At 68.4% G+C, this 23,774-nt stretch carries 29 protein-coding genes and 2 pseudogenes; 18 read left to right on the top strand and 13 right to left on the bottom strand.

Annotated features, from left to right (window positions below; translation table 11 throughout):
• Nucleotides 1–227: 227 nt before the first annotated feature.
• Genes P1K88_RS08605 through P1K88_RS08595 form a run of 3 tightly spaced genes read left to right on the top strand, consistent with a single transcriptional unit; the run spans nt 228 to nt 2,093 of the window.
• The gene (locus tag P1K88_RS08605) at nt 228–800 is read left to right on the top strand and encodes a DoxX family membrane protein (protein ID WP_276414048.1); all 573 of its coding nucleotides are present in this window, start codon (nt 228–230) and stop codon (nt 798–800) included.
• 52 nt (nt 801–852) lie between these two features.
• On the top strand, nt 853–1,377 hold the full coding sequence (locus tag P1K88_RS08600) for a DUF8114 family protein (RefSeq protein ID WP_276414047.1): 525 nt from the start codon (nt 853–855) through the stop codon (nt 1,375–1,377).
• Complete coding sequence (locus P1K88_RS08595; protein WP_276414046.1) at nt 1,374–2,093, top strand: RNA methyltransferase; 720 nt, start codon at nt 1,374–1,376, stop codon at nt 2,091–2,093. Before P1K88_RS08600 ends, P1K88_RS08595 begins: the two co-directional genes overlap by 4 nt.
• A gap of 7 nt (nt 2,094–2,100) precedes the next feature.
• Here the strand turns inward: P1K88_RS08595 and P1K88_RS08590 are convergent, their stop codons facing one another.
• Together P1K88_RS08590 and gatE are read right to left on the bottom strand one after the other, a co-directional pair.
• The gene (locus P1K88_RS08590; RefSeq protein ID WP_276414045.1) at nt 2,101–3,573 is read right to left on the bottom strand and encodes a DUF7504 family protein; all 1,473 of its coding nucleotides are present in this window, start codon (nt 3,571–3,573) and stop codon (nt 2,101–2,103) included.
• 70 nt (nt 3,574–3,643) lie between these two features.
• Nucleotides 3,644–5,518: a Glu-tRNA(Gln) amidotransferase subunit GatE gene (gene gatE, locus P1K88_RS08585; RefSeq protein ID WP_276414044.1), complete on the bottom strand. Its 1,875-nt coding sequence runs from the start codon at nt 5,516–5,518 to the stop codon at nt 3,644–3,646.
• Between the two features lie 82 nt (nt 5,519–5,600).
• Between gatE and P1K88_RS08580 the strand changes: the two genes are divergently transcribed.
• Nucleotides 5,601–6,428, top strand: coding sequence for a hypothetical protein (locus P1K88_RS08580; protein WP_276414043.1), 828 nt, complete (start codon nt 5,601–5,603; stop codon nt 6,426–6,428).
• A gap of 34 nt (nt 6,429–6,462) precedes the next feature.
• Here the strand turns inward: P1K88_RS08580 and P1K88_RS08575 are convergent, their stop codons facing one another.
• Nucleotides 6,463–7,869, bottom strand: coding sequence for a class II fumarate hydratase (locus P1K88_RS08575; RefSeq protein WP_276414042.1), 1,407 nt, complete (start codon nt 7,867–7,869; stop codon nt 6,463–6,465).
• Nucleotides 7,870–8,192: 323 nt separating this feature from the next.
• Here P1K88_RS08575 and P1K88_RS08570 point away from each other — a divergent pair.
• From P1K88_RS08570 to P1K88_RS08560, 4 genes and pseudogenes are all read left to right on the top strand, one after another.
• Nucleotides 8,193–8,588: pseudogene (locus P1K88_RS08570) on the top strand (carbohydrate ABC transporter permease); the annotation flags it as partial.
• A gap of 7 nt (nt 8,589–8,595) precedes the next feature.
• A pseudogene (locus P1K88_RS18440) lies at nt 8,596–9,278 on the top strand (ABC transporter ATP-binding protein).
• Nucleotides 9,272–9,733, top strand: coding sequence for a TOBE domain-containing protein (locus P1K88_RS18435; RefSeq protein WP_379786854.1), 462 nt, complete (start codon nt 9,272–9,274; stop codon nt 9,731–9,733). Before P1K88_RS18440 ends, P1K88_RS18435 begins: the two are co-directional and overlap by 7 nt.
• 87 nt (nt 9,734–9,820) lie before the next feature.
• Nucleotides 9,821–10,378, top strand: a complete 558-nt coding sequence (locus P1K88_RS08560) for a hypothetical protein (protein WP_276414040.1) — start codon at nt 9,821–9,823, stop codon at nt 10,376–10,378.
• Nucleotides 10,379–10,427: 49 nt separating this feature from the next.
• Here P1K88_RS08560 and P1K88_RS08555 read toward each other — a convergent pair whose 3' ends face one another.
• The 4 genes from P1K88_RS08555 to P1K88_RS08540 all read right to left on the bottom strand — a co-directional run bounded on the left by P1K88_RS08555 (nt 10,428) and on the right by P1K88_RS08540 (nt 12,607).
• A complete protein-coding gene (locus tag P1K88_RS08555; protein ID WP_276276968.1) occupies nt 10,428–10,571 on the bottom strand; it encodes a hypothetical protein in 144 nt (47 codons plus the stop codon).
• Nucleotides 10,572–10,729: 158 nt separating this feature from the next.
• Nucleotides 10,730–11,710, bottom strand: coding sequence for a flap endonuclease-1 (gene fen, locus P1K88_RS08550; RefSeq protein WP_276414039.1), 981 nt, complete (start codon nt 11,708–11,710; stop codon nt 10,730–10,732).
• A gap of 155 nt (nt 11,711–11,865) precedes the next feature.
• Complete coding sequence (locus P1K88_RS08545; protein ID WP_276414038.1) at nt 11,866–12,387, bottom strand: GNAT family N-acetyltransferase; 522 nt, start codon at nt 12,385–12,387, stop codon at nt 11,866–11,868.
• A 67-nt stretch (nt 12,388–12,454) separates the two neighbouring features.
• Nucleotides 12,455–12,607: a hypothetical protein gene (locus P1K88_RS08540; protein WP_276414037.1), complete on the bottom strand. Its 153-nt coding sequence runs from the start codon at nt 12,605–12,607 to the stop codon at nt 12,455–12,457.
• Between the two features lie 125 nt (nt 12,608–12,732).
• Here P1K88_RS08540 and P1K88_RS08535 point away from each other — a divergent pair, with 125 nt between their 5' ends.
• Both P1K88_RS08535 and P1K88_RS08530 read left to right on the top strand, forming a co-directional pair.
• Nucleotides 12,733–13,296 (top strand): class I SAM-dependent methyltransferase, encoded by a 564-nt coding sequence (locus P1K88_RS08535; protein WP_276414036.1) that lies wholly within the window; start codon nt 12,733–12,735, stop codon nt 13,294–13,296.
• A 36-nt stretch (nt 13,297–13,332) separates the two neighbouring features.
• A complete protein-coding gene (locus tag P1K88_RS08530; RefSeq protein WP_276414035.1) occupies nt 13,333–13,752 on the top strand; it encodes a DUF3054 domain-containing protein in 420 nt (139 codons plus the stop codon).
• Nucleotides 13,753–13,840: 88 nt separating this feature from the next.
• On the opposite strand, the gene P1K88_RS08525 is transcribed toward P1K88_RS08530, so the two are convergent.
• Nucleotides 13,841–14,005, bottom strand: coding sequence for a DUF7331 family protein (locus P1K88_RS08525; RefSeq protein WP_276414034.1), 165 nt, complete (start codon nt 14,003–14,005; stop codon nt 13,841–13,843).
• A gap of 499 nt (nt 14,006–14,504) precedes the next feature.
• On the opposite strand from P1K88_RS08525, the gene P1K88_RS08520 reads away from it, so the two are divergent.
• Both P1K88_RS08520 and P1K88_RS08515 read left to right on the top strand, forming a co-directional pair.
• Nucleotides 14,505–14,723 (top strand): DUF8015 family protein, encoded by a 219-nt coding sequence (locus tag P1K88_RS08520; RefSeq protein WP_276414033.1) that lies wholly within the window; start codon nt 14,505–14,507, stop codon nt 14,721–14,723.
• Nucleotides 14,724–14,838: 115 nt separating this feature from the next.
• On the top strand, nt 14,839–15,846 hold the full coding sequence (locus tag P1K88_RS08515; RefSeq protein ID WP_276414032.1) for an ornithine cyclodeaminase family protein: 1,008 nt from the start codon (nt 14,839–14,841) through the stop codon (nt 15,844–15,846).
• 8 nt (nt 15,847–15,854) lie between these two features.
• Here P1K88_RS08515 and P1K88_RS08510 read toward each other — a convergent pair whose 3' ends face one another.
• Genes P1K88_RS08510 through srp19 form a run of 3 tightly spaced genes read right to left on the bottom strand, consistent with a single transcriptional unit; the run spans nt 15,855 to nt 17,435 of the window.
• Nucleotides 15,855–16,886 carry a presenilin family intramembrane aspartyl protease PSH gene (locus P1K88_RS08510; protein WP_276414031.1) on the bottom strand — a complete coding sequence of 344 codons (1,032 nt, stop codon included), beginning with the start codon at nt 16,884–16,886 and terminating at the stop codon, nt 15,855–15,857.
• A 46-nt stretch (nt 16,887–16,932) separates the two neighbouring features.
• Nucleotides 16,933–17,160, bottom strand: coding sequence for an H/ACA ribonucleoprotein complex subunit GAR1 (locus P1K88_RS08505; protein ID WP_276414030.1), 228 nt, complete (start codon nt 17,158–17,160; stop codon nt 16,933–16,935).
• Nucleotides 17,157–17,435, bottom strand: coding sequence for a signal recognition particle subunit SRP19 (srp19, locus tag P1K88_RS08500; protein ID WP_276414029.1), 279 nt, complete (start codon nt 17,433–17,435; stop codon nt 17,157–17,159). The genes P1K88_RS08505 and srp19 overlap by 4 nt, the downstream gene beginning before the upstream one ends.
• A 138-nt stretch (nt 17,436–17,573) precedes the next feature.
• Here srp19 and P1K88_RS08495 point away from each other — a divergent pair, with 138 nt between their 5' ends.
• A complete protein-coding gene (locus P1K88_RS08495) occupies nt 17,574–18,341 on the top strand; it encodes a CAP domain-containing protein (protein ID WP_276414028.1) in 768 nt (255 codons plus the stop codon).
• Here the strand turns inward: P1K88_RS08495 and P1K88_RS08490 are convergent, their stop codons facing one another.
• Nucleotides 18,342–18,776, bottom strand: coding sequence for a MaoC family dehydratase (locus tag P1K88_RS08490; protein WP_276414027.1), 435 nt, complete (start codon nt 18,774–18,776; stop codon nt 18,342–18,344).
• Between the two features lie 45 nt (nt 18,777–18,821).
• Nucleotides 18,822–19,547 carry a cytochrome c oxidase subunit II gene (coxB, locus tag P1K88_RS08485; protein WP_276414026.1) on the bottom strand — a complete coding sequence of 242 codons (726 nt, stop codon included), beginning with the start codon at nt 19,545–19,547 and terminating at the stop codon, nt 18,822–18,824.
• Nucleotides 19,548–19,678: 131 nt separating this feature from the next.
• On the opposite strand from coxB, the gene P1K88_RS08480 reads away from it, so the two are divergent.
• The 5 genes from P1K88_RS08480 to P1K88_RS08460 are packed head-to-tail and all read left to right on the top strand — an operon-like array spanning nt 19,679 to nt 23,755.
• Nucleotides 19,679–21,082 carry a heme o synthase gene (locus P1K88_RS08480; RefSeq protein ID WP_276414025.1) on the top strand — a complete coding sequence of 468 codons (1,404 nt, stop codon included), beginning with the start codon at nt 19,679–19,681 and terminating at the stop codon, nt 21,080–21,082.
• Nucleotides 21,079–21,768: a DUF7546 family protein gene (locus tag P1K88_RS08475; protein WP_276414024.1), complete on the top strand. Its 690-nt coding sequence runs from the start codon at nt 21,079–21,081 to the stop codon at nt 21,766–21,768. Before P1K88_RS08480 ends, P1K88_RS08475 begins: the two co-directional genes overlap by 4 nt.
• Before the next feature lie 35 nt (nt 21,769–21,803).
• A complete protein-coding gene (locus P1K88_RS08470) occupies nt 21,804–22,034 on the top strand; it encodes an Rdx family protein (RefSeq protein ID WP_276414023.1) in 231 nt (76 codons plus the stop codon).
• Nucleotides 22,035–22,076: 42 nt separating this feature from the next.
• Nucleotides 22,077–23,018, top strand: coding sequence for an ABC transporter ATP-binding protein (locus P1K88_RS08465; protein WP_276414022.1), 942 nt, complete (start codon nt 22,077–22,079; stop codon nt 23,016–23,018).
• On the top strand, nt 23,015–23,755 hold the full coding sequence (locus P1K88_RS08460) for an ABC transporter permease (protein WP_276414021.1): 741 nt from the start codon (nt 23,015–23,017) through the stop codon (nt 23,753–23,755). Before P1K88_RS08465 ends, P1K88_RS08460 begins: the two co-directional genes overlap by 4 nt.
• The last annotated feature ends 19 nt before the right edge of the window (nt 23,756–23,774 follow it).

Genomic DNA, 23,774 nt, shown 5'->3' with positions numbered 1-23,774 from the left:
CATTCAACGAGGGAGCATCGGTCATACGACCGGTGCGAGCGAGAAGCGCGTGGCCGGTCGAGGCCCGGCGACGCACACATCGGCGATCGAGCCGTCGCGGCGGGCACAGAAAGCCCCGAGACCAGCCGAAACCGCACTATTGAGGGACGAAATCACCCGTCGAGTTCTCTTCTCAGGCACCGAGAACGGGAAAAAGAATAATATACTGACTTGTTGAACTACTATACATGGCGACTCGCCAAACCCTACAGTCGGAAATCCTCGGCCGAGACGTACAGTTCGACTATTCGGAGAACTGGGTCGGCTACTCCCTGTTCTTCATGCGCATCGTGATGGGCTGGACGCTGTTCCAGGGCGGCATCACGAAACTCGTCACCTACATGGACGCGAACCCGGAGAACAACTGGACAGCCGCCGGGTTCCTGTTGAACGCTGTCCCCGAGGGCAACCCCTTCACGGGCCTGTTCGCCGCGATGGCCGGCAACCCGCTCATCGACTGGCTGAACATGCTCGGCCTGACGTTGGCTGGCCTGGCACTCCTGTTGGGCGCGGCGGTCCGGTTCGCCGCGTTCTGGGGCGCCGTGATGATGATATTCTACTGGATGGCTGCGCTCCAGGGCGGTCTGCTGGCCGGTCTCCCGCTAGCACACGGCTGGGTCGTCGACGACCACATCGTCTACGCCGCCCTGCTGTTCGGTCTCGGCGCGTTCGGCTCCGGCCGCATCCTCGGGCTCGACAGCCGCATCGAGCAGTTGTCGTTCGTGCAGAACAACAAGTGGTTGAAACTCCTGCTGGGCTAGTACCAGCAGCCACATCGCGCTCTTTTAGTCTCGCAACCGACTAGCCACCGGTATGGACAAGGTGAGCATCGGTCTGCGGGGCTGGCGGTTCGACGCGGACGTCCTGGACTCCAACGGGCGCGTCCGCCCGCTGAAGACCATGGAACCCGATACACGCCAGCGCATCCTGGTGCTGGCAGACCGGGTGGTCGACCCGTGTGACGCCTGCTGGCTCTCGATGGGGCGCGAGCACCCGGAGGAGTGTAACGTCGCCGAGGTCATCTACGGCGAACCGCTCGGCGAGGTGGTCCTCTGTTCGGAGCACGAACCGGACTTCCTCTACTGGTTCCGCGAGGAAGGCGGCGAGCAGTACGCCGGCGACACCGCCATGCAGGAGGCGTTCCACGAGTGGTTCGTCGACGGCGGGCGCGCGCCGGCGGGCTACGAGGGCCTCGAACACGTCGACGAGGACCCGACGGCCCTCCCGGAAGCGCCGAGTCGATCCGAGGCCATCCCGGGGCTCGAGGAGGAACTCGAGCAGATGGACGAGTCGGACCTCGAGGCCATCGACGTGAACCTCGACGACCTGGACGTATGATATCGGTCGCCGTCGTCGACGCCGAGACGCCGGGCAACGTCGGCACCATCGCCCGCTCGATGAAGAACTTCGGCCTCTCGGACCTGTTGCTCGTCGACCCGCCGGAGTTAGACCCCGAGGGCGAGGCCTACGGCTTCGCCGGGCAGGCCCGCGAGGACATCCTGCCGGACGCACGCGAGGTGACGTTCGACCACCTGGTCGAGAACTACCACACCGTCGGCTGTACGGCCGTTCCCAACGAGGACGACCGGAACCACGTCAGGTATCCTGCGACGACGCCGCGGGACCTGGCCGACGCGCTGGCCGGTGTGGAAAGCGACACGTGCATCGTCTTCGGCCGCGAGCGCGTGGGGCTGATCAACGACGAGCTCGCACGCCTGGACGAGATCTGTTCGATTCCCGCGAGCGAGGACTACCCGGTCCTGAATCTCGGTCAGGCGGCGACGATCGTCCTCTACGAACTTCGGGACGTGACCGTCGAGCGCGACCAGCACCCCGACTCGCTGCACGCACGAGCGGACGAGCGGGCCCTCGAGGGCGTCCACGACGAGTTCGCCGCCTTCCTCGAGGCCGTGGGCCACCCCGCAGAGAAACAGCCCAAGGCCCGGCGGATGTTCAGGCGCCTGCTCGGGCGCGCGCACCCGACCGGACGCGAGGCGAAGACGCTCCGGGGGCTCTTTCGGAAGGGGCGTCTCCGCCTCGACAGCGAGGAGTGAGTCGCTCTCAGTCGGTCGGGAGGTCCGCCTCCGACGCGGCGTCGACGTACGTCTCGGTGAGGTAGGCGTCGAGGCGACTGGCGATTTCGCTGTCGTACGTCCAGAACCCGTTGTACTCGTTGTCGCCGGTCTCGAAGGCGAGGAGGGCAGCCTGCTGGTCCGGGTCGCCGTTGCCGTCGTAGACGACGAACCAGGAGTTGGCGATCTCCGGCACGTCGTGGCCGTGGGGCACGACCCCGTTCAGGTCGATGTCGGCGTCCGGCACGCCGTAGACGTGTACGTCGGTCCCCGCACGGGAGAGCTTCCGGTAGATGCGGGCGCTTCGCTCGTCGTCGACGAGGCGTGAGAAGCGCTGGAACCCGGCGTGCAGTCGGCCGCCGCCGTTGCGCTCGGCCAGCAGCTCGATGTTGTGGCTGACGTCGATGAGCAGCGACTTGTCGGCCGCCGAAGCGCCGAAGATGGACTCCTCGAGCCGCGTCAGCAGGTCCGAGGCCCGGCGTTCGGCGAACGCGGCTGTCTCGCCGGAGTCGATCTCGATGGCGCTCCGGAGCGACTGGACGTTCTCCGAGGCCAGCAGGTCGTCGCCGTGGTGAAGCAGGGCAAACGAACGGGGCTCGTCGACGTCGAGTGTCGCCTCCCGGACCGCGACGTTGTGACGGTCGAAGTACCGCTCGATCTCCGAGAGGGTCTCCGGGGCCCGGTCGTAGTTGCAGATACTCAGCGTGGGTCGCCCCATCTGTATCTCGTCCATGACCGCCTGGAGCGACGCAGGGACGTCGACGTCGGCCGACCCGTCGGCGGGGGTTATCACCGACGGCTCGCGCTCGAGCGAGCTCGCGAACGGAACCCAGTCGGTGGGTTCGTCGGTCACGCCCAGGACCCTGAGCTCGGTGGTCCCGTCGTCCTCCCGGACCTCGACGACGCCGTCGACGAACGACCGGAGCTGGGTGAGGGCCTCGTCGTCCATCGTATCCGAGTGGGCGACGACGAAGCCGACGCCCTCGACTTCCGAGACGCGATTGCTGAGGACGTGCAGGAAGCGGACGACCTGCTCGACGGAAGCGTACATCGACATGGTCGTCAGCGAGAAGAGACCGAGACGGAGGCGGGTCGAGTGCTCGGTGTAGAGAGTCTCGAGCAGGTCGGTCAGTTCCATCCCGATGCCCGTGAGGTCGGCCGGCGAGCCGACCCGGTGGTCCAGCGGGCCGAGTTCGTCGCGGCTCTGCATCTCCCCGACGCAGTCCACGACGCCGAAGGGGAGCCCGTCGACGGACTCGCCGTGGATCTGTCCCAGCATCTCGCGGACGTCGACGGCGCTCGAGTCCGTCGAGACGAGCGCTGCCGCTTCCCCGTCGGCGAACCCCCGTTCCAGCAGCCGCATGCCGAGGAGTCGCTTCCCGGTCATCGGTGGCCCGACCAGCAGGAGCGTCGAGCCCGGGTCGAGGCCATCGACTGGTAGCAGGTCCCCTACGTCGTACATACCGGGTGTAGACCCCCCGGGGATAGAAAGATATCGCCTCGATCGCTCCTCGGATCCCGATTCCGAGCGCTCAGGTGCGCTTCTGTATCTCCTCGCGGAGCACGTCGCTGACCACGTCGCCGTCGGCCTTCCCGCGGAGCGCACCCATGCACTCGCCCATCAGCGCCGAGAACGCGCCCATGCCCTCCGTCTCGACCTGGTCGGCGTTGCGCTCGACCACCTCGACGATGGCCTCGCGGACCTCGTCCTCGTCGACGCCGCCCAGGCCCTCTTGGTCGACGGCCTCCTCGGCCGACAGCGACGGCGTCTCGGCGAGCGCGGTCAGGAGATCCTCGATACCCTCCCGTGGAACCTCGCCGCCGTCGACCAGTCTCAGCGTGTCCCCGAGGTGGGCGTCGGTCAGGGCGTCGATCGGCACGTCGTCGCGGCGGAGTTCGGTCAGCCTCGACTCCAGCACCCCCGCGGCGAGCGTGGCGTCGACGCCGTCGGCGACGACCGACTCGAACAGCGGCCAGCGCTGGCCGTAGGCCACCTGGCGAGCCAGTCCCTCGTCGAGGTCGTACTCGGCCTGGTAGCGCTCGACCTTCTCGGTCAGCAGTTCCGGCGTCGCCACGTCGCTGGGGTCCGGTTCGACCGGCGGCACGTCCGTCTCGGGGTACATGCGGGCCGCGCCGGGGAGCGGACGGAGGTACCGGGAGGTGGCCTCGGCGGTGGCGTCGCGGGTCTCCTCCGGGACGCCCTCCAGGGCCGTCTCGGCCCGGTCGACGACGGCTTCGATGGCCAGTTCGGCCGTCTCGGGGTCGTCGGCGACGATGGCGACGGCGTCCTCGGGGCCGGCCCCGACCGCCTCGTGGAGGGCCTCGACCTCGGGCTCGGTGACCCCGTAGGCCGGCAGCTCGTCGGTGTGGAAGATGCCGCCGGCGCCGTGGCGTTTGGCGTGGTCGGACAGCTCCGTCCCGAGGCGACGGTCGGGCTGAATCTCGCGACCCACGAGCCCGTCGAACCCGGACAGCAGGACGGCCCGGACGCGCCCACCCGAGGAGAGCGCGCCCTCGATGACGCCCGAGTCTGTCTCCTCGAAGACCTCGGTGACGTCCCGTGGGTCGCCGACGCTCGCGTCCCGTGCCTGGAGCTCGTCGCGGATGGCCAGCAGTTCGACCTGCCGCCGGACCTCGTTGCGGACCAGAGCCTCGATGTCGTCGAGGCTCTGGACGCCCTTCAGCTCGATGCGGGCCCCGTCGGCGATGGAGACGTTGACGTCCTGACGGATGGTACCCAGGCCGCGTTTGACCTTCCCGGTCGACCGGAGCAACATCCCGATGCGCTCGGCGGCCTCGCGGGCCTGTGCCGGCGTGCTGATGTCCGGTTTCGTGCCGATTTCGACCAGCGGGATCCCCAGGCGGTCCAGCGAGAAGCGGACCCCGTCCGCGGTCTCCTCGATACGCTGGCAGGACTCCTCCTCCAGGAGGATGTCCTCGACCCCGACCACCCCCTCGCTGGTCTCGATCTCGCCGTCGTTGCCGACCAGCATCGAGCGCTGGAACCCCGTCGTGTTCGAGCCGTCGACGACGATCTTGCGCATGACGTTGACCTGATCGACGACGTCCATGTCGAGCAGTTGTGCGATCTCGATGGCGGTGTCCATCGCCTCCCGGTCGATGCGGTGGGGGGGTTCGTCGTCCTCCTCGACCAGGCAGGTCGTGTCGTAGGCCAGGTACTCGAACTCCCGGTCGACCATGCTCTCCTCGAGGGCGGCCTCGTCTATCTCGCCGAGTTCGCTCTTGGTCGGGTGGAGGTACCGGGTGAACGACCGCTCGGCGGCATCGGGTTCGCGCAGGGCGGTCGGGCAGTTACAGAACAGCTTGGTCTCGGTGTCAAGCTGCTGGTGGATCTCCAGCCCGGCCACGAGCCCCAGCTCCTCGTAGTCGAAGTCGGCGGCAGTCATTGTCAGCGTGTCCGTGACCGGGGGCCAAAAAACGCACCCTTCCGGCGGACGCCTTTTTCCTCCCTGGGCCCAACGGCGTGGTATGCGGTGGCACTACTGGGCCGCGTTGGCCGTCCTCGTCGTCACCGCCGGGTGTACGTCCCTCGCGGGGGTCGGCGAGCAGCCTGCGAGGACCGTCACGCCGGCCCCGGTCCCGACCGCCGCGTCGCCGCCCCCGGTGTGGCCCCCGGGCATCTCGGAGGACGGTCTGCACAGCGCGCAGACGCTCGCGACGGCCCACCGGGACGCCCTCGAGAACCGCTCGTACACGATGCACGAGCGGTACGTCGCGACGCGGACGCTGGACAACGGAACGACCACGACGCTCCGGCGCAACGAGACGACGGTCGTCACCGGAGTGCGGACGTACCGACACGACCTGGAGCGGGTCCGGACTTCGGCCGACGGCAACCACACCGAGTACCGACAGTCGACGTACGGCGACGGCGAGCAGTGGTACGAGCGCCGCGCCACCGGCGGGTCGGTCACCTACCGTGGCGGCGAGATACACTTCGACCGCGACCAGTACGCCTACGAGACCGCCTTCTACGTCGACCGGTACCTCGTCACGAACGAGACCTGGACCGCGCGCGTCCAGCGCGACGGGCGCCAGTACGTCCGGGTCGTGGGCGCCGGCGGCGCGCCGCCCTGGGCCTCGCTGCTGTCGGAACCCGAGACCTACCGGGTGGCGCTGCTCGTCGACGTCACGGGACTCGTCTCCCGCATGGACATCCGCTACGTCACGGCCAGAGAGGAGATACGCTACAGCTTCCGCTACGAGGCGCTGGGCGGGACGACCGTCGAACCGCCGGGGTGGCTCGGGGAGGCGAAAACGCGGATCGACACCGCCAACGAAACGGCGGGGGACTGACGCTACCGCGACCAGACTGTCGTCTGCCCCTCGCTCAGTCGTCGCCGAGGACGCCGCGTTTCGTCATCTTCACGGGGTCGAGCACCTCGTCGACCTCGTCCTCGTCGAGATACCCCTCCTCGAGGACGACCTCCCGGATGGTCTTGCCCTCGGCGAGGGCGCGCTTGGCGACCTTGCTGGCCTTGTCGTAGCCGATGGCCGGGTTGAGCGCCGTCGCCAGCGCCATGCTCTGCTGGACGCGCTCGGCGCAGTGCTCGCGGTCGGCCTCGAGCTTGGCGACGAACTTCTCGCCGAACACCTCGCTGCCGTTCGCGACGAGGCGGGCCGACTGGAGGAAGTTGTGGGCGAGCACGGGCTTGTAGAGGTTGAGGTCGATCTGCCCCTCGGCGGCGCCGGCCGAGACGGCGGCGTCGTTGCCGACGACCTGCTTGTGGATCTGGTTGACGGACTCGGCGACGACCGGGTTTATCTTCCCGGGCATGATCGAGGAACCGGGCTGGTTCTCGGGCTGGTCGAGTTCGCCGAGCCCGTTGCGTGGCCCCGACGCGAGCAACCGGAGGTCGTTGGCGATCTTGTTCATCGACCCGGCGACGGTCCGGAGCGCCCCGTGGGCCTCGGCCATGGCGTCGTGGGCGGCCTGGGCCTCGAAGTGGTTGTCGGCCTCCCGGAACTCGATGCCCGTCTCCTCGCTGATGTACTCGGCGGCCTTCCCGGGGAACTCAGGCAGGGTGTTGAGTCCCGTCCCGACGGCGGTCCCCCCGAGCGCGAGTTCGGCGAGTCGGCCACGGGTGTCCTGCACCCGGGAGATGCCCTTCTCTATCTGGGTCCGGTAGCCGGAGAACTCCTGGCCCAGCGTGATTGGCGTGGCGTCCTGGAGGTGGGTGCGACCGGTCTTGACGACGTCGTCGAACTCGGCTTCCTTCGCGGCGAGTTCGTCGCGCAGGACCTTCAGCCCGGGGATGACGTCCTTCTCGACGGCCTCGAGGGCGGCGACGTGCATGGCCGTCGGGATGACGTCGTTGCTCGACTGCCCGAAGTTGACGTGGTCGTTCGGGTGGATCTCCCGGGTTCCGACCTCGCCGCCGTACAGTTCGGTCGCGCGGTTGGCGATGACCTCGTTGGCGTTCATGTTCGAGGAGGTGCCCGAACCGGTCTGGAAGACGTCGACCGGGAACTGGTCGTCGTGCTCGCCGGCGATGACCTCGTCTGCGGCCTCGAGGATACAGTCGGCCTTGTCCTCGGGAATCGCCTCCAGGTCGCGGTTGGCCCGGGCGGCCGCCTTCTTCACCACGCCCAGCGCACGGACGAACCGCCGACCGAACGTCTCGCCGCTGATGGGGAAGTTCTCGACCGCTCGTTGTGTCTGTGCCCCCCAGTACGCGTCCGCGGGGACCGCCATCTCACCGAGACTGTCCTGTTCGGTCCGGAACTCGTCGGTCATACAGCTGGACGGTCGACGGCCGGGTCGTAAAAGCCACCGGTACACCCGAACTGTGCAGCGAGACGTCGATGTCCACGGGGAGAAACGCTCACCTGCCATCGTCCCGGACCGCCGCCGGACGACCTCGATGTGGCAGGCCCCCGAGCGGAGTCGAGAACCGCGAATCACTCGAATTGCACCGTCTAAACCCCGTAGAATTGTGCATTACCATTCGGAATCGTTAAGTGTCACCTGTCTCGACGCACGGTGAGTTCGCAGTCCGGGGGCGACCCGCGCGGACCGCAGGCACCACGCCGGGCGGGTTCGCGCCCGCACGGCCTTCGATCACCATCACGCACGCGGCCTACGGCATCCCCATCTGTAGGCCGCTGTTCCGGGCGTACTACCAGGCCATCAGCGACGAGATGGTAGAGGCCGCCCGCCTCGACGGGGCGACGGCGTTCAGCATCTCCAAGACCATCATCTTCCCGCTGTCGCTGCCGATGTTCGCGGTGACGCTCATCGACCAGTTCACGCAGGTGTACAACGACCTGCTGTTCGCGCTCGTCCTGCTGAACGACCCGAACACGCAGGTGGCGACCCAGCGCCTGGTCCGGCTGACCGGCGGGGTCCAGCAGGACTTCACGCTGACGATGGCCGGCGCGGTCATCGCGGCGCTGCCCACCCTGCTCGTGTACATCGTCTTCGGCGAACAGTTCGCGAGGGGAGTCGCGGAGTGATCTACCGATGGCACAACTGACACTCGACGACATCACGAAGATATTCTACGACGACGACGAGGGAGAGATCCGCGCGGTCGACGAGGTGTCGGTCGACATCGAGGACGGCGAGTTCCTCTGTGTGGTCGGTCCCTCCGGCTGTGGGAAGTCGACCACGCTCCGGATGATCGCCGGCCTGGAGGACGTCACCAGCGGCGAGATACGGCTCGGAGATCGGGTCATCAACGACCAACCGCCGGCCCAGCGCGACGTCGCGATGGTGTTCCAGTCGTACGCGCTGTACCCTCACATGACCATCCGCGGAACATGGCGTTCGGGCTTGAGCAGTCGACGGACCTCCCGAAAGACGAGCTACGGGAGCGCGTCGACGAAACGGCCCAGCTGCTGGGCATCGACGACCTCATCGATCGCAAGCCCGGCGAACTCTCGGGTGGCCAGCAACAGCGCGTCGCGCTGGGCCGTGCCATCGTCCGGGATCCGGAGGTGTTCCTGATGGACGAGCCGCTGGCGAACCTGGACGCCAAACTGCGCGCCGACATGCGCACCGAACTCCAGCACCTCCAGGAGGACCTGGCCGTGACGACGGTCTATGTCACCCACGACCAGACCGAGGCGATGACGATGTCGGACCGCATCGCCATCCTCGACGGCGGGACGCTCCAGCAGTGTGCGACGCCGCTCGAGTGTTAGAACCGAACAACCGCTTCGTCGCCGGGTTCGTCGGCGAACCGGCGATGAACTTCTTCGGGGTGACCCGGGAGGGCGCGACGCTCGTCGCCGGCGACTTCGAGTACCCGCTTTCGGCGTCGGTCGCAGAGAGCCTCGGTGACGAGACGGGCCTCACGCTCGGCATCCGGCCGGAGGACGTCGAACTCGTCGACGGAGCGGACAACGACCGCGACTACGACGCCGTCGTCGACGTCGTCGAGCCCCGCGGGAACGTGAACACGGTCCACCTCCACTTCGCGGCCGGCGACCACGAGTCGTTCATCGCGACGGTCGAGGGGATGCGGACCGTGACGGCCGGCGACGCGGTCACCGTCCGGTTCCCCGAGGAGGCGATCCACGTCTTCGACGGAGCGACCGGCGAGGCCATCCTGAACCGTGACATGGACACGGTCGAGCAGATCGAGTCGGCGGTCTGACCGACGGCCGAGGACGGCACGTCCGTCTGGCCGCACGGTCGGCCTCCAGGCGAGGCTTGATGTGATATCGCGGCGTTACGGCCCCGTATGGCGGACGACACGAACCCGTTCCAGTCGGCCTTCGAGTTCCAGCGCCAGACCATAGAGGGGAGCCAGCGCGCACTGACACACAGCCTCGAGTTCCAGCGCCAGCTCAATCGCGCGATGCTTTCGGGCCTCGAGAGCGGGGCGGACATGAACGAGCGCGGTGCCGAGACCACCCGAGAGACGCTCCACCAGACCCTCGACGTTATCGAACAGCTCGTCCCGGAATCGGCGGCGGGCATCGACCAGGTCAGGACGGCCATCGACGGGCAGTTCGACGCGGCGAGCGAAGCCGGACAGCAGGCCGTCGAGGCCGCGGAGTCGAGCGTGGAGGGCCTCGAGGACGCGTCGGCGTCGTACCTCGAGACGGTCGATAAGCAACTCGAGATGCTGCTTGCGGTCCACGAAGACTTCGAGTCACAGACGCTGTCGTTCCTCGAGGAGACCGAACGCCAGCTCGAGGGGATCCAGCGGGAGGCGGAGAGCCAGGTCGACGAACAGGTCGAGCGCCTCCAGCAGCGAATACGACAGCTCAGGGACCAGCTGATCGAGGAATCCTGAGGGTGGCGTCGGTACTTCGCGAGCGGTGCCGCAGGGCGACGAGAGGTGGTTACCGGATCTTCACGATGGGACCGTTGCGGCGGTGCCCGATAACCTTCGCCCGGGGGCTGTCGATAATCCGATCATAACTCTCTTCGTCGAGCTCGATTCGGGTTTCGCCGTTGTTCTGGACCAGGTACACTGCGTCACTCATCAACTGTATAGAACGGGGAGAGGCGTATGAGCGTGGTCGCTATGTGTATAGAACCCCCGCGTCTGACCCGCTAGATAGTTTGCGTCAACGGAACTGGAGTAATGACGTTCAAACCCGGAGTAAGGTCGTATTACCCAGTCTCCCGGCGGGTTTGCGCATCACGTCCAGCGGTCCAGCCCGGTCTGGACCATCGACTCCTCGATGCGTTCGAACCCGCGAGCGACCTCGTCGGCGTCGACCTCCCACTCCTCGGTGACGAACCGCCGGGCCGCGTCGACGTCCGGGTCCAGGTCCGTCCGGACGCTGTAGTCGTCGGTGACCGCGGGGTCGAGAAAGAGGTCGCGGATGCGGTCGGCGTGGTCGATGTGCTCGCCGCGGGCCTCCAGGACGCCATAGAGGTCGCCGTGCTCGTGGAGTGTCTTGACGGCCGTCTTGGGTCCGATGCCGGCGACGCCCTCGTTGAAGTCCGTCCCCATGAGGATGGCGGCGTCGACGAGTTGCTCCCAGGTGAGGTCGTGGCGCTCCAGGGTCGCCTCGAAGTCCATCAGTTCGGGGTCGCCACTCGAGGTGAGCTGGCGAAGCGTGAACGGCGCCCCGAACAACAGCGCGTCGTAGTCCTCGGTGCCGGCGTAGTCGACGTCGCCCTTTCGCGCCATGTAGGCGGCCTGGCCTTCACCCTCGGCGGGCGCGTCGACGACGGGCACGTCGAGCAGGTCGAGCAGGTCACGGGTGGTCTCGACGATGGTCGCGGTCAGGCGCTGGGTCCGCGAGTCGAGCTTCGCCGCGCGCACGGCGTCGCCGGCCTCACGGGCCGCCTCTAATTCCGCCTCGTATCGCTCGCGTTGCTCGCGTCGCTTCTGGACCTCGTCGTCCTTGAGGTCGGTGACGGCCCCGTCGAAGACGAACACGGGCGTCAGGTCGTGCTCGAAGAACTTCGGCAGGCCCTGGACGACGCCGATGAGGTTGGCCACCTCCTCGCCGTCGGCGGTGGTGTACTTCCCGTCGCCGGTGAACTTCACCGTGGTCGTGAGATACCGGTAGAGCCAGTTGTGGGCGTCGACGGCGACGACGCTCCCGTCCAGGTCGTCGAACGAGACGTCCTCGATGACTGCGAGCGAGCGGAGGTCTGCGTTTCCCATCGGCGGAGGTTGGGCCGACATCGGTTTGAAGCTCCCGGGTAGCGAGACGCCTCCCTTCGGTCGGCGTCTCGAACCGGAACGGCGACCGAAGGGAGCCGTGGAGGGCAGTGCAGGATGTTGGAGCGACGCGAGGCGTCGCCGATCGTGGCCGCCCCTCACCCACCCTCGTCTGCGTGCGGCGGAGCGGTCCCCTCGTGTGCGCGCAGGAAGGCCGCTTCTTCCTGGGAGAGGTCACGCTCGCGGAACGCATCGAGGCCCGCCTGATAGCGCCCGGCGGATCGGTCACCCGGCCACGCGAGTTCGAGTTCGCCCAGTCCCTGCTCGGTCCCGGTGTAGGCAAACTCAGCCTTGTAGGCAGCCTGGTACGAGAAGGGGTTGTTGACGCCGATCGTGACCCGCTCGTAGCCCCGGTCGACAGCCCGCCCCCTGACGAAGCGGAGCAACTCGCTCCCGATTCCCTCGCCCCGCCGGTCCTCACGGACCGTGACGTAGCGGATACAGAGGGTGTCAGGGTCGGTCCGGTCGGCATCGAACGCGGCGGCCGCGACGACGCCGTCGTCGCCGACGACGGCCTTCCCCGTCGTGGTCATCACGAACTTCCCGGCGTAGGCGAAGTGCTCGTGGTCCAGACGGAGGCGATGGCCGTCCTCTGGCCAGCCCAGCAGGGCGAACTCCATATCCGGGAGTCGTCGCCCGGCGAAAAGTACGTTTGGAGTCCGAAGACGACGAGAACCCTCGCACCGCTCAGAGCACCCGCGGGTCGTCGGGCACCTGGAACTGGTGGCCACAGGCGGGACAGGTCACGCGTCGCGGGTCCGCGTCCGGAACCGCGGCGAACCGCCGGCTCCAGGTCCAGTAGCCACACGCGGGACAGCGCCGGGCGAGTGGTGGAATCATGTGGGGAGCGCGAGATGCTACGGGCCGGGCGGTTATGGGCCTGCTGGGCGGGACCCGCTCTCACTGTGACCGCGGCCGCCGCCGGGGGACGGGCCTGTAAGTACCCGGGTCGCGAACGAGGGGACATGCACGCCGACGTCGACCGGTTCGACCGGTTCGCACGAGCCTACGACCTGGTGATGCCCCGCGCACGCGTGAGCAAGCTCCGTGCGGGACTCGCCGTCGCCGACCGGGAGATAGCACACGCGCTGGACGTGGGCGGGGGCCCGGGGCGGGCCGTCAGGCGACTTGACGTCCCCGAACGGACGGTGGTCGACGCCGCGCCGGGGATGATCGCCCGGGCGCACGAGAACGGCATCGCCGGGGTCGTCGGCGACGCCACGCGACTGCCGGTTCGCTCGGCGGCCGTCGACGCCGTCTTCGTGGTCGACGCGCTCCATCACATCCGGGAGGTGGACGCGGTGTTCGCCGAGGCGGCCCGGGTCCTGCGCCCCGGTGGCGTCCTCGTCGTCAGGGAGTTCGACCCGACCACCGTGCGCGGCCGGGGCCTGGTCGCCGCCGAGCGGCTCGTCGGGTTCGACTCGGCGTTCTACACGCCGTCGGACCTCTCGTCCGCGATGAACGACGCCGGACTGACACCGACGGTCGTCGAGGGTGGGTTCGCCTACACGGTCGCCGGCCGTCGATAGCGGGAGAGCAAAGTACCGCCATCCCCAACGGCGGGTATGAGCGTCTCGACGGTCGAGAGCGGTCGAGTCGAACTGTCGTCCAGGACCGCCGTGCTCGCGCTCGGGGACGTGCTCGCGCTCCTGGTCTTCGTCGTCGCCGGCGAGTACTCACACGGCATCGACCCGCTGGTAAACCCCGGCCGGGTCGGCGGGACGCTGGCCCCGTTTCTCGTCGGGTGGGGACTCGTCGCCGTCGCCGGCGGGTTCTACGCCGCCCGGTCGCACTTGCCACCGGGGCGGACCCTCGCGGCGACGTTCGGCGGGTGGGTCGTCGCCGTGGTCGTCGCCCAGCTGCTCCGGGCCACCGCGGTGTTCCACGGGGACGCCGCGCTCACGTTCGCGCTCGTCTCGACGGTCGTCGGGGGGGCGCTCCTCTGTGGGTGGCGCCTGCTCGCGACGCTGATCTTATCAGAGTAAAAAAAGGTGGCTCCGGGAAGGGGGTGTCACACGCAGCGTCCGGCGGCGGCTGTCGCCGGGGCCCGGCCCCACGCCAGGGGTGACGTGGCTATCGAAGGTCGCCTACCGGGACTGTCTTCGAGGACTGGATCCACGCCTGGTGGTTCTCACGGTCGTAGATGACGAACTCGTCGTCTCCGATGCTCAACTCGGCGTATCGCGTCTTCGCGTTCCCCGCGACGTCGGCGGTATCGTCCGTAGCGTTGGTGCTCATTGATGCTGAGGACAGGTCCCTTGCCGCACTGTCCCTCCATATCGTGGTATCCGGTCTCACATAATAAGCGCTCCTTCCCGATTATCAGCGGGGAAAATCGGCTCCCGCGACGAGTGGCGGGCCCGACCGCGACGGAACCGAGGGACGTCCTCGTCGCCTGCGAACCGCTGAGAGTGTCCAGGGGGCTGTTCTTACGCCTCGATACGCTGTGTCCTCCGCTGGCACTGGCGGCCGCCCCCCAGATCCACTGGTCCGACGACCAGATAGAACGCGAACTCCACTGTGTGCGAGTGCGCCCGCCCCAGTCCGGGTGCCGCTCACCCGGCACAATATAAACGGTAGGAGGACGTTACCGGAAGTTTCCACACAGATTCGACTCATAAGTTATGAGTTAGTTTTTCCTTGGGTACACAATAACTACTTAGTACCTACTGAGAATACTATCTGTTGGCTACGGGAAACACTTATGTACCCATGGTACATAGGAATAATCGTACTCATGACGGGTTACTACGACGTTGTCCTCGGTCTCATCCCGCTCGCGATGGCAGGCATCACTGGTGGGCTCACGCTCTCCGGCTTCGAACTCACGACCGCGATTCCGCTGGCGTCAGTCGTCGCCGTCGGCCTCATCGGTCACGCGATGTTCGTCCGTGCCCCGGTCGACCCGACCCCGACCGACACCTCGCAGGCAGAGTCGCTCCAGACCGCCGACTGAGTCGCTGAACCCGTCAGCGTTCTTTCCTCCGTCCAGTTCCGAGCGATTGCTCGAGAATTTTCCCGTTCGATCACCCGCCACATGGGTTAAGGCCCGCTCGGGCAAACACCGACACATGACAGCTGATTCGACCGCGCTATTTCTCACCAGCGACGACGTCGCCGACCTGGCGACGCCCGCCGAGTACGTCGACGCGGTCCGTGAGGGGTACCGCGAGCGGGGCGAGGGCGCCCCGGCAGAGCCACGCACGACGCTGTTCAACGATGCCCCCGGTGGCATGCTGACCGGCTACCTCGCTATCCTCCCGGAGACGGGCGCGATGGGCGGGTACACCTACGCCGCCGGCTTCGGGGCCCAGGACGCCCACTTCGCGCTCCCGATATTCGACGCCGAGTCGGGCGCGCCGCTGGCCCTCGTCGACGGGGCGAGCATGAACCCGTTCAAGACGGGCGCGGCCGGCGCGGTCGGAATCGACGCGCTCGCGCGTGCTGACGCCACTGACCTCGCGATCATCGGCAGCGGCGCACAGGCCCGGGGTCAGGTCCGCGCGGCCGTCACGGTGCGGGACTTCGACCGGGTCGAGGTGTACTCCCCGACCCCGGAGCACCGCCAGGCGTTCGCCGCGGAGCTGAACGAGGAGCTCGACCCGACGGTGGCGGCCGTGGCGTCCTCCGCCGCCGCCGTCGAGGGGGCCGACGTGGTCGTCACCGCGACCACCGCGAGCGAACCGGTCTTCGACGGGGCGGTGCTCGAGGACGGCGCGCACGTCACAGCGATGGGACAGTACCATCCCGAGAAGCGCGAGCTCGACGCCGAGACTGTCGCGCGGGCGACGTACGTACCCGACCTCCGGGCCCGCGTCACGCGGGACGCCGGGTCGTTCATCGCGGCGCTGGAGGCGGGCGTGGTCGACGAGGACCACGTCCACGCCGAACTGGGCGACGTCGTCGCCGGCTCGGCCCCCGGCAGGGAGTCACGCGACGACGTGACCGTCTTCGACTCCGGCGGGACGGCCATCGAGACGGTGGCGGCCGGTAAGTTGCTCTACGACCGCGCGCTCGAAGCGGGACTGGGCGAGGAGATCGCGTTCGCCCCGGCGAGCCAGGCGCTCACCGGCCGGTAACCGGAGACTCACAGGTACGGCGCGAGCCCCAGCGCGTCGACCAGCGTGATACCCGCCGCGAGCGCACCGACGAGGTACCCCGCGATGGTCCCGCCGTTCAACAGCGGGAGCCCGGCGTGGGCCCGGCCCTTGAGGACCATCCAGAGCAGCACCGCCAGGCCGGCGAAGGTGCCGACCATCGCCGTCACGGCCGGCAAGGGGACGCCCAGGACGGTGGCGACGCCCGCCGGGGCGAAGAACGCCGAACTCGCGACCAGCACCGACGGGATGACCGCGTCGCCGAGGCCGATAAAGAGCGCGTCCCGGTCCAGTGGCCCGCCGGTACTCGCGTCGGCCCGGCTCTCGTCGGGCCCGGATGCTCCCTCGCCGTCGGCGAGAGCCGGGTCGGCGCTGGGCCCGTCCGCGTCGTCGTCCTCGTCAGGTGCGGGCGTCTCGGCGTCGAGGAACGAGTACGAGAGCGAGAGGGGAATCACCAGCACCACGGGGACGCGCAGGTCCATCACGCCGGAGGCCAGCGTCAGCATGTGCTCGGTCCCGTAGACGCTGATGGCGTCGTAGACGGCCAGGACAGTGAGTAAGACGAGCGCCGGGAGGACGCCGAAGCTGATACCGAACAGGCCCGCGGCCGCCGCACCCATCACCGCGCCGGCGGCGTCGATGACGTACCACTCCGGGTAGACCAGCAGGCCGACCGCGATCAGTGCCGCGAGGCCCCAGGCGACGACGTTGAGCCCGCCGACGGTCAGGACCGGGGGGACCACCACCCGGAAGACGAACAGCGAGAGCCAGGCGCCCGAGAAGACGATGACCGCGCGGATGAGCTGGTCGACGTTGAACTTGAACGCCGCCAGCATCACCGCCGTCGCGACGAGGATGGCGAAGACGTACGCGAGGCTGTTGGTCGGGTCCGACGGGTCCTCGACGGCCTGGTAGCCCGCCGACTGGAAGGGCTCGACCAGCGCCAGCGCCCCCAGCTGGACGACCAGGAAGATGAGTGCGATGAGCCCGCTCGCGGCGGCCACTCGCCAGCGCGTGTCCATACCGGACGGTCGGCGAGCGTCGGTTTCAGCGTTTCGAAGCCACGACTCAGCGGGCGTACAGCGTCTGTCCGAGCAGGCCGGGCAGGTGCACCGCGTCCGTCGGGTCGACCGCGAGGTAGGGTCGCTCGACCGGCCCGAAGACGTCGACGACGGTGCCGACCCGGCGCAAGTCCTCGTCGAGGACGCCCGTCCCGACGTCCGCGTAGGTCTCGTCGGGTGCCCGGACGACGGCCAGGCCCTGTGCAGTCCGGACGACGGCCCCGACGCGTCTCATTCGCGCAGTACCTGGAGGTACGCCGCCACGGCACCGAGCAGATCGCTCTTGCTCGCGTCGTCGGCGTTTTTCACCAGCACCCGGCCCCGCTGTTCGTACTCGCGCGGGTACGTCTTGTCCCGTTCGATGACCGAGTCGTACCCGACTTGCTGGACCGCCTTGGCGATCTCGTCGACGGTGGGGTCCTCCACCGCGAGGTCCAGGGCGACGCGTCGCCCTTCGCTTCGGGTGGCCCCGGCGTCGAGCGCCGCCGGCCAGATGACGTTGTCGACCATACCGAACGTCGCCACCGTACCCTTATGTGCCTTTCCGAACCGACAGGTGGGTTCCGGGTCGCAACTTAGGGAGGACCTCGTCACCGCGGTAGAATCGACCTTACACTTACATACTCACGTCGTCTACCCGGTTTCGAGATGGTTAACAAGGGTATCATCGTGGTCGGGATAATCGTCCTGCTCTCTGCGGTCGGTGTCGGCGCCCTCATCGGTATGCAGATCGGCGGTGGCAGTCCGGCGCCGGCAGTGGCCGACGGCGGCGCGCCCGACGAACCGACGCAGACACCGACGGGTAACGACAGCGACGGCACAGCGGCGACCGAGACGCCGACGTCAGACGACGAACCGGCCGAAACGGAGACTGAGACGGCTCAGACTCCGGTCTCGCCGCGCCAGTTCAACGACGACAACGTCACCGAGTACGTCGAGCAGTTCATCAACGAGGAGCGACAGTCCAGGGGGCTGGACCCGCTCCAGATTACCGGCACGACCGCCGGTGAGCTGAACGACCTCGCGATGGACCACAGCACCGACATGGCGTCGGCCGGGCGCGTCGTTCACGAGATCGACGGTGTCTCGAGCGCCGACCGGTACCGCCAACACGACCTCTACGAGACCTGCGTCTACGAGTCCGAGAAGGGGAGTTACGTCGTCAAGCCCGACAACCCCGAGCGCAACCAGTTCGAGGCCATCGGGAAGGTCGTGGCCGGACAGACCTACACGGTCGACGGTGAGGAGCGGTTCCTCGAGGACGACCGCGCGGTGGCCAGGGCCATCGTCGACGACTGGATGGCCTCCAACATCTACCGCGATCGACTCCTCCTCCCGGGCATCGAGCGCATGGGTGTTGGCGTCACCATCACCAACACCGGGAACGTCTACGCGACGGCGAACGTCTGTGGCTGATTAGTCTCGGCGACGCCACAGGACCTGCGCGACCATCGAGAGGACGACGGCCCCGTCGTCGTTCGTCGTCGTGATCTCGGTGGCGACGCGCCCCCTGGTTTCGTCCCAGACATCCTTCTCGAGGATCTCGATACGTACCGCGAGCTCGTCGCCCGGTTCGACCGGGGTGGGCCAGCGGAGCTCGTCGACGCCCAGGGCGCCCAGCGCCCCGGACCCGGAGAGGTAGTTGTCGACGAGCAGGCGCATCGTCATCGCGGCCGTGTGCCACCCGCTGGCGACCAGGCCACCGAACATCGAGGACTCGGCGGCGGCTTCGTCGGTGTGGAACGGCTGGGGGTCGTACTGCCGGGCGAAGGAGACGATCTCGTCGCGCGTGACCTGGTAGGTGCCGAAAGACGACGTATCACCGACCGAGAGGTCGTCGTAGAACTCCATGTCGGGGTCACGGCCGGGACCGAGGTAACGGTTTGGCCGGGAAAATCAGTTCGCGGTCTCGTTTTGCTGGCTCTGGAGCCACTGGTCGTACTCGTCCTGGGGCAGCACCTCGACGGTGCCCAGCATCTGGGAGTGGCCGGAGCCACAGTACTCCGCACAGTAGAGCTGGTACGTGCCGGGGCCGTTGGCGACCGTCCGGATGGTGTTGTGCTGGCCGGGGAACGCGTCGGACTTCAGGCCCAGGCCCGGGACGTGGAACGCGTGGAGCCAGTCGGTCGAGGTTATCCGCAGGACCACCTCCTGGTCGGCCGGGATGCGCAGGGTGCCCTGCGTCGAGACGTCGGTCTGCCCGTAGTTGAACGTCCAGCCGTAGCGCTGGGCGACGACTTCGATGCGTTCGGGGTCCTGATCGGCCAGTTCGGCGCTGTCTCCGGCCGAGGCGGTCACGTAGGGACTCGCCATCACCTGGTAGGAGGCGACGCCGACGAACAGCAGGATGATGGCCGTCGCGATGGTCCAGGTGATCTCGAGGCGGCGGTTCTCCATGGTCGGGAGCGCTTCTTCCTTGTTCCGGAACCGCCAGACGGTGTAGACGAGAATCCCTTCGACGAGTACGGTGATGGGAATCGCGACGTAAAGCAGGTTCTGGTTCAGGCCCCAGATGAGACTCTCCGTCGTCGAGTCCGCTGTCTGCGCGGCGGCCGGTTCGACGGCGAGCGCGAGCAACGCCACGCCGAACAGCGCGACCAGGCCGGCACGTTTCCGAGTCATATTCGCGGGTTAGGAGTTGGGAGATAAATAACTGCTGTCTTCCATCTGGCGGGTCCCGTCTCGGGCTTCCGGATTCCAGTCGCGCGGGAAAAAGCGCGGGGTCTAAGTGCACCGGACCGAAGAAACGACTAATGGCAGAGACCCGGCGGTTCTCCGGACTGCTGGCGGCCACCGCTGTCGGCGTCTACCTCCTGGTCATCGCCGGCGCGACGAGCGCGGTCACCGACGCCGTGACCGCCTGTACGACCTGGCCGCTGTGTCGAGGTCCCGTGAGCCTGAACGACCCGGCACTGCTGATCGCCCGCGGCCACCGACTGACGGCGGCCGTCGTGGGCGTCCTCGCACTCGCGACGGTCGTGGCCGGGCTCAGAGCCGCGACCCGGCCACGGGTGAAAGCCGCACTGGTGCTCGCGCTCGGCCTCTATCCCGTGCAGGTGGCCCTCGGTGCGTTCGTCGCCACGTCCGGAGCCACCGGCCAGCTCCCCGGCGCACACCTCGCCGTCGGGATGGGAATCTTCACCGCGTTCGTCCTGGCGCTGGCCTGGCACCTGGAGGCCGAGACAGGGAGCGACGACGAGGACCCCGTGCGGAACCCCTCGCCGGACCCGATGCCGGCCGACGGCGCCGACGACCCGGCCCCGTCGCCGCCGGCGTCGTTGACCACGCGCGAACGCCTCGTCGCCACGGCGTCGGCGTACGTCCGGCTGACAAAGCCGCGGCTGATGTGGCTGCTGTGTCTGGTCGCCGCCGCCGCGATGGCGCTGGCCGCCGGCCCGCAGCTGTCGCTCAGGACGGTGCTTTTGACCCTGGGCGGCGGGGTCCTGGCCATCGGCTCGTCGGGCACGTTCAACCACGTGCTGGAGCGTGACGTCGACAAGCGCATGGACCGGACCTCCGACCGGCCCATCGCGACCCACCAGATACCGGTCCGAAACGCGATGTCCTTCGGCGTCGCGCTGGCGGTCGCCTCGCTCGCGCTGTTCTGGCTGGTCAACCCACTGGCGGCCGCGCTCGGGCTGGCGGCCATCCTGTTCTACAGCGTCATCTACACGCTGGTGCTGAAGCCCAACACCGTCCAGAACACGGTACTTGGCGGTGCGGCGGGGTCGCTCCCGGCGCTCATCGGGTGGGCCGCCGTCGAGGGGACGATCGGACTGCCGGGCCTGGTGCTCGCCGGCGTCATCTTCCTGTGGACGCCCGCACACTTCTACAACCTCGCGCTGGCGTACAAGGACGACTACGAGGCCGGTGGCTTCCCGATGATGCCCGTCGTCCGCGGCGAGACGGTCACCCGGAAACACATCGTCTACTACCTCGGGGCGACGCTGGTCGCCTCCGGCGTGCTGGCGGCGCTGACGTCGCTGGGCGCGCTGTACTCGCTGACCTCGGCGGTGCTGGGCGCGGTGTTCCTGTGGGCGGTCGTCCGCCTCCACCGCGAGCAGACCGAGCAGGCGGCCTTCCGGGCGTTCCACGCCTCAAACGCGTACTTGGGGGCGCTGCTGCTGGCCGTCGTCGTCGACGCACTCGTCCTATGAGCACCACCACCAGTATCGACCCGCGCAGGTTCGTCCCCGACGGCCAGTCGCTGTTCGTCGTCGCGGCTGTCCTGAACGCCGAGCTGCTGGCGGTCTTCCTGTATCTCACGCTGGTTCCGGACCCGGCCACCGACTGGTTCCTGCTCGCCTTTCCGTTCGTCTGGCTCAACGTCGCCGCGCTGGTGTTCTGGCGGGTCCGTCCACCCTCGGTGCCACGGCGACGCCGGTTCGTCGGCCTGGCCGTGGCGGTCGGCTACGGCCTCCTGCTGGCCTGGATCGGCGGCGTCGCCGGCCTCGGGGGCCAGGGCACCGGCCTCCGGTTCGTGCTGGCGGCCCCGCCCGGGTTCTCGCCGACCGTCGTCTACAGCGGGTCGCCGCTGGCCGTCGTGTTGATGCCGTGGAAGGTCCTGGGTTACCTCACGCTGTCGTACCTGGTCTACATCACGGTGCTGAACGCCAGCGGCGGCCTCGCCGGCGGTGTCCTCGGCCTGTTTTCGTGTGTGAGCTGTGTCCTGCCCATCGTCGCCTCGGTGGTCGGCGGCGTCGTCGGGGCGAGCGCGACGCTCTCGGCCGTCGCGACGAACCAGTCCTACGGCGCGTCCACGGCCGTCTTCCTCGTCTCGGTCGGCCTCCTCTATGCCGTCAACCGCTTCGACGTCACGCTCGTCGGGTGGCTCAGGCGGTAGGACAGACCTTTGTCGCTGGCCCCGAAGGAGCAGGTATGAGCGACGTCACCATCGAGTACTGCGTGCCCTGTGGGTTCAGAGAGCGAGCGCTAGACGTCCAGCGGGCGATACTGAACGGGCTGGAACGGGACCTCGACCGCGTCAGCCTGGTCACCGGCGACCACGGCGTGTTTCGGGTCGCCGTGGACGGCGAGACAGTCTACGAGAAGAGCGAGGACGACTACGACGTCGACGACATCGTCCGCGATGTCCGGGCCCGCCTGTAGGAGAACGGAACGGCTTTCGGCGGCGGGAACAGACGCCCCACCATGGACGAGGTACTGGTCGCCACCGGCGTCCGCCGTGCGTACGACGAGACGGTGGCACTCGACGGCGTGTCGCTGTCGGCCCACGCGGGCGAGGTGCTCGCGCTGGTCGGCCCCAACGGCGCCGGAAAGACGACGCTGGTCCGGGCGCTGACGGGGACGACTGACGCCGAAGGCGAGGTCGAGCTGTTCGGCACGCCCCCGACGGCGGTCGACCGCGACCGAATCGGCCTGCTCCCCCAGTCGTTCACGCCCGCCGAGCGCCTCACGGCGCGGGAACTGCTCACGTACTACGCCGGCCTCTACGACGAGACGCTGGCCGTCGACGACGTGCTGGCCGACGTCGGCCTGGCGGGCAGCGCCGGAACGGCCTACGAGAACCTCTCGGGCGGCCAGCAGCGGCGCGTCTGCGTGGCCACCGCACTCATCAACGACCCGGACCTGCTCGTGCTGGACGAACCGACCACGGGCATCGACCCGGCGGGCCGGCGGGCGCTGTGGGACCTCCTCGAGGGGCTGGCAGACCGCGGCGTGACCATCGTCGTCACGACCCACTACATGGAGGAGGCCCACCGGCTGGCCGACAGGGTTGGGCTGCTCGCCGACGGACGGCTGGTCGCGCTCGACGACCCCGACGCGCTCGTCGCCGAGCACGGCGGGTCAAGCCAGCTCGTCGTCGAGGGCACCTTCGACGAGTCGACGCCCGACCGAATCGACTACCCCGCCGAGATGGCCGTCAGGAACGGCAGCCTGGTCGTCGCCGGCGTCCGCCCGGAGGCCATCGCCAGCGTCGTCGACACGCTCGAGGACGCGGGGGTCGCCTACGACAGCCTCACCTGGCGTCAGCCGGACCTGGAGGACGTCTACCTCGAACTGACGGGGACGGCGGTCGGCCAGCGGGGTGAACCGCGAGCGGACGAGCGCCCGGCGGAGGGCCTCGCGTGAGCTGGACCGGTCGCCTGCGGGCCGAGACGCGGGCCGCGGCGCTCGCCTTCCTCCGGCGGCGGACCGCAGTCTTTTTCACGTTCTTCTTCCCCGTCATCATCGTCGTCATCTTCGGCGTCCTCGTCCAGACGCGCCCCGGGGATGGGGGGCTGTTCACCGAACCGCCGGCCTACTACGTCCCCGGCTACCTGGCCGTCGTCGTGCTGTTCACGCCACTCTCGCGGGTCGGCAGCGAGGTGGCCCGCCACCGGGACGGCAACCGGTTCGAGAAGCTGGCGACGACGCCGCTGACCCGGCCGGAGTGGCTGCTCGCCCAGACGCTGGTCAACGTCGTCGTCATCGGCCTGGCCGGCCTGCTCATCCTGGGCCTGATGGTCGTCCTGACGGGCGCGACGATCCAGCCCTCGCCGCTTTTGGTCCCGTTCGTCGTCCTCGGCGTCGCGCTGTTCTGTGGCGTCGGCGCGATGCTCGGGTCCCTCGCGAGCTCCCAGGACGGCGTCATCTCGGCGAGCAACGGCATCGCGCTCCCGCTCCTGTTCCTCTCTGAGACGTTCGTCCCGCCCGCGCTGCTGCCGGCCTGGCTCCCGACGTGGCTCTCACCGCTGACCTACTTCTCGCGGGGCGTTCGCACGGTCACCACGGGGACCGGCGACCCGGCAGTGCCGCTCGTCGTCCTCGCGGTCTGTGCCGTCGTCGCCGTCACCGTCGGCGCACGACTCCTCCCCCGGACGGACTGACCGCGGGCGGCGACCGCAC

This window comes from Haloarcula halobia (assembly GCF_029338255.1).
GTDB classification, from domain to species: Archaea; Halobacteriota; Halobacteria; order Halobacteriales; family Haloarculaceae; genus Haloarcula; species Haloarcula halobia.
This window is presented reverse-complemented; position numbering and strand designations above follow the sequence as displayed.